General features: G+C 41.0%; 4 protein-coding genes and 1 tRNA gene. All 5 read right to left on the bottom strand.

The genetic code is table 11. The features are described from left to right. Positions 1-213: 213 nt before the first annotated feature. Positions 214-285: transfer RNA gene (locus HT730_RS08075), tRNA-Glu, on the bottom strand. Between the two features lie 134 nt (positions 286-419). Next, positions 420-854, bottom strand: coding sequence for a cytidine deaminase (locus HT730_RS08070; RefSeq protein ID WP_000355897.1), 435 nt, complete (start codon positions 852-854; stop codon positions 420-422). A gap of 13 nt (positions 855-867) precedes the next feature. Next, positions 868-2,328: a glutamate--tRNA ligase gene (gene gltX, locus HT730_RS08065; RefSeq protein ID WP_173307292.1), complete on the bottom strand. Its 1,461-nt coding sequence runs from the start codon at positions 2,326-2,328 to the stop codon at positions 868-870. Positions 2,329-2,455: 127 nt separating this feature from the next. Then, the gene (locus tag HT730_RS08060; protein WP_000018268.1) at positions 2,456-3,805 is read right to left on the bottom strand and encodes a glucose-6-phosphate isomerase; all 1,350 of its coding nucleotides are present in this window, start codon (positions 3,803-3,805) and stop codon (positions 2,456-2,458) included. Between the two features lie 169 nt (positions 3,806-3,974). After that, on the bottom strand, positions 3,975-4,664 hold the full coding sequence (locus tag HT730_RS08055) for a gamma-glutamyl-gamma-aminobutyrate hydrolase family protein (protein ID WP_000124770.1): 690 nt from the start codon (positions 4,662-4,664) through the stop codon (positions 3,975-3,977). Positions 4,665-4,770 lie beyond the last annotated feature (106 nt).

Raw genomic sequence — 4,770 nt, 5'->3', positions numbered from 1 at the left:
GACAGATTTATTGTTTTTTCATTGTTCAGTACTACAACCTTAGTTGTAGTGCCCTGCACATTGGTTCGTCTTGTTCAGTTTTCAAAGGTCTTTGTCACTCGCTTCTCTCAAGCGACAACTGTATTAGTATATCACAACCACTTTCGCTTGTCAACACTTTTTTGAAACTTTTTAAAACTTTTTTTCATCAAGTGTTCCATCTGCAACATACTATAGTCCGTACGGGATTCGAACCCGTGTTACCGCCGTGAAAAGGCGGTGTCTTAACCCCTTGACCAACGGACCAGAGTTGTTATTTTCAACTCTTACTATTATACAGGCTTTTCAAACTTTGTCAACACCTTTTTCTAATTTTTTTAATTTTTTCAAGTACAGTTTTTCAAATTATAGTAAAAAGAGCCAGAATTGTACTGACTCTTCTATTGTTCATTAAACTTAGAAGCACGTTCTTCTCCCCACCAATAGGGGATTAGTTCTGCGACTTTCACTGTCTTTCTTGTATCGTAGTCCATCATGAATTCTGCATCTTTATTTTCAGCGTTCATCTCTAAGAGGAATTCTCTGCAAGCACCACAGGGCATTCCTGAACTTCCACCATAAGGTGGTTTATCTCGAAAGGCTAATACTTTCTTAACCTTAGTTTGTCCTGAAAATTGATACATATTAAAGAGTGCCGCCCGTTCTGCGCAGAGATGGAAAACACCACAGGTTCCCTCCATACAGAATCCTGTAAATATTTGTCCATCTTCTGCTTCTACTGCCGCTACAACATGGTTGGCATAAACAAAATCAGATACTTCATGTGGATCGTATAGCTTCTGTGCTTCTTCGTACATCTTTTCCCAGATGTCCATTATTGTGCCCTTCTTATTTAGAGATTTCTTTTAACATACTTTCGATATGCTGGATTGATTTTTCACGACCTAACAAGAAGATAGTATCTGGCAATTCTGGTCCATGCATTTCACCTGAAACAGCAATACGAATTGGCATGAAGAGATTTTTCCCTTTAATACCGGTTTCTTTTTGAACAGCTTTGATTTGTGGGAAGATATTTTCTGTTACAAATTCATCATCTCTCATCGCTTCAAGTTTTGCTTTGAAGGCTTCAAGAACTGTTGGGACTGTTTCCCCCGCCATGACTTCGCGCTCTGCTTCTGTCAATTCTGGGAAATCTGAGAAGAAGAGATCTGTCAATGGGATAATCTCATCTACTGATTTCATTTGTGGTTTATAGAGCTCAACTAATTTTTCAGCCTTATCAGTCAATCGGCCTGCTTCTTCTAGGAATGGTTTTGCCATTTCAAAGATAGTTTCTAGGTCTGCATTCTTGATATAATCATTGCTCATCCAGTCGAGTTTCTTCTGGTCAAAGGCTGCTGGAGACTTGCTCAGGCGGTTTTCATCGAAAAGTTTAATGAGTTCTTCACGAGAGAAGATTTCATCTTCTCCACCTGGGTTCCAACCAAGAAGGGCGATAAAGTTAAAGACCGCTTCTGGTAAATAGCCTTTTTTACGGTAGTCTTCGATAAACTGAAGGGTGTTGGTGTCACGTTTAGACAATTTTTTCCCAGTTTCAGAGTTGATAATCAAGGTCATGTGACCAAACTCTGGAGCTTCCCAACCAAGTGCTTCATAAACCATGAGCTGTTTTGGTGTATTAGCAATGTGGTCATCTCCACGGATTACGTGAGAAATTTGCATATCATGGTCATCGATGACAACGGCAAAGTTGTAAGTTGGGTAACCGTCTTTCTTTTGGATAACCCAGTCACCACCAATATTGCCACCTTCAAATTCGATATCACCTTTGACCATATCATACCACTTGTAGATACCTGACTCATTGACAGCCAAACGAACCGTTGGGATGATCCCTGCTGCTTCACGTTCTGCGATGTAAGCTGCTTTTTCTTCTTCACTCATACCAAGGTATTCATTGATGTAGCGTGGTGTTTCGCCAGCTGCTTCTTGGCGTTCGCGTTCAGCTGCCAACTCTTCTTCTATAACATAAGATTTGTAGGCTTTTCCTTCAGCTAGCAATTGGTCGATGTATTTTTGATACAAGTCCAAACGCTCAGACTGGCGGTAGTTTTCATGTGTTTCTGGGCTTTCATCCCAATCCATGCCTAACCAGCGAAGGTTTTCAAGCTGTGAACGTTCCCCATCCTCGACATGACGTTTACGGTCAGTATCTTCAATACGGATAATAAAAGTTCCACCATGATGACGTGCGTAAAGGTAGTTGAACAATGCTGTACGAGCATTTCCGATGTGTAGTAGTCCTGTTGGACTTGGTGCGTAACGTACGCGGATATCTTTTGACATAGTTTCTCCTATAAAGTCTCTAGGCGTCTGCCTTTTTGCTCTCTATATTATATCACAAGTCTTGGCTGAGTCCAATTTCTATGGATAAAGAGAGTAAAAAGAGTGGACAAACCACTCTTTTCTTCTATTATAGACGTGCGTTAAGTTCTTTGCTCAATTCTTCAAATCCTGGTTTTCCAAGAAGGGCAAACATGTTACGTTTGTAAGCTTCAACACCTGGTTGGTCAAATGGGTTGATGGCATTCAAGTAACCTGAAAGGGCGATAGCCAATTCGAAGAAGTAGATAGTGTAACCAAGAGTGAAGGCGTCTTGCTCTGGAAGAGTCACATACATGTTTGGTACATCACCATCTGTGTGGGCAAGAAGAACACCATCAGTCGCTTTTTTGTTTACAAAGTCAACGTCTTTTCCTTGAAGGTAACCAAGTCCATCAAGGTCTTCTTCCAAGCTAGGGATAATCACGTTCTTGCGAGGTTTGTCAACACGGACAACTGTTTCAAACATGATACGAGTTCCTTCTTGGATAAATTGACCAAGGGAGTGCAAGTCAGTTGAGAAGTTGGCTGAAGTTGGGTAGATACCTTTTTGGTCTTTTCCTTCTGATTCACCAGCCAATTGTTTCCACCATTCTGAGAAGTATTGAAGTGATGGCTCGTAGTTTACCAAGATCTCAGTTGCATAGCCTTTACGGTAAAGGATGTTACGAACTGCTGCGTATTGGTAAGCTTCGTTTTCAGAAATTTTATCTGAAGTGTAGTCTTTGCGAGCTGCGTTAGCGCCTTCCATAAGAGCTTTGATATCAGCTCCTGATGCTGCGATTGGAAGCAAACCAACTGCTGTCAATACTGAGAAGCGTCCACCGATGTCGTCTGGAACAACAAATGTTTCCCAACCGTTAGCATCTGCTTCAACCTTAACCGCACCTTTTTGGCGGTCAGTTGTTGCATAGATACGTTTGTTGGCTTCTTCTTGTCCGTATTTCTTAACCAAGAGTTCTTTGAAAACACGGAAAGCGATAGCTGGTTCAGTTGTTGTACCTGATTTAGAAATCACGTTTACTGAGAAGTCTTTGTCTGCAACATACTCTACCAAGTCAGCAAGGTAAGTAGATGAGATTGAGTTTCCTGCGTAAAGGATTTGTGGAGCCTTGCGTTCTTCTTTTGTTTGCAAGTTAGCAAAGTGGTGGTTCAAGAAGTCGATTGCTGCTTTGGCACCAAGGTAAGATCCACCGATACCGATAACAACCAAAACATCGCTGTCTGATTTGATTTGCTCAGCAGCTTTCAAGATGCGGTCAAATTCTTCGCGGTCGTAATTTTCAGGAAGGTCCAACCATCCTAAGAAGTCGCTACCAGCACCAGTTCCTTTACGGATCAATTCATCTGCTGCTGTTACTTGTGATTGCATGTATTCCACTTCATGTGGTGCAACAAATTTGTCTAAAACTTTTGAATAATCAAATTTAATATGTGACATGTTATTCCTCCAATATTTCTTCTTTTCTATCATAACGCTTACCTTCGTTTTTTTCAAGTTTTTTGTCGAATTTCTCCAATTTTTATCAGAATTCAAACGTTTGCGTAAAAATGCCATATTCTAAAAATTTTGAAATAATAAAAGAAAGAACGACCAGATGTTCCAGTCGTTATAGTTCATTCAACAAATACTCAAATAATTCTAAATTGCCATCTTCTTCATTAACCAGAAATTCTGGATGCCACTGCAAACCGATAATGCGGTGTTCATCGATAGACTCAATCGCTTCGATGGTTTGGTCTCTTGGATCAATAGCGGTTACACGGAAATTAGGGGCCAAATCTTTAATGCTTTGACGATGGACCGAGTTGACCTGACTTTCTTTTCCAAATAGCTTAGCCACCACGCTTCCTTCCACTGTCTCAATAGAGTGAGATGTCCCGAAAGGTAGTCCTTGCCAGTGACCTTCGATTTCTTGATTGAGGGTTCCACCAAAGGCAACATTGACAAGTTGAACACCGCGACAGATTGCCATAATTGGTTTATTCTGACGAAGCGCTTCTTTCAAGAGAGCCAATTCAAATTCATCACGGACCAGATTATAATCATCACTCTCGATAGTCTTTTTCTCTCCATAAAACTGAGGATGGACATTTTGACCGCCTGTTAAGATAAGTTTGTCAATCATTTCCACATAATCGCGTACAACTGACTCATCACCAACAGGAATGACTAAAGGGAGACCACCGACTTGACGAATACTCTCTGCGAATCTACAAGATACAGATGAATGAATGTTTTTGCCTTCTGCGTCTACAGGACATAGATTTGCAGCAACTCCTACAACCGTTCTAGCCATGATGCCTCTCCTTTCGAATGTTAATACTCTTCGAAAATCAAATTCAAACCACGTCAGCGTCGCCTTACCGTACTCAAGTACAGCTTGCGGCTAGCTTCCTAGTTTG

Origin of the sequence: Streptococcus sp. k-628 (genome assembly GCF_013277475.1) — a bacterium.
Classification (GTDB): Bacteria; Bacillota; Bacilli; order Lactobacillales; family Streptococcaceae; genus Streptococcus.
This window is presented reverse-complemented; position numbering and strand designations above follow the sequence as displayed.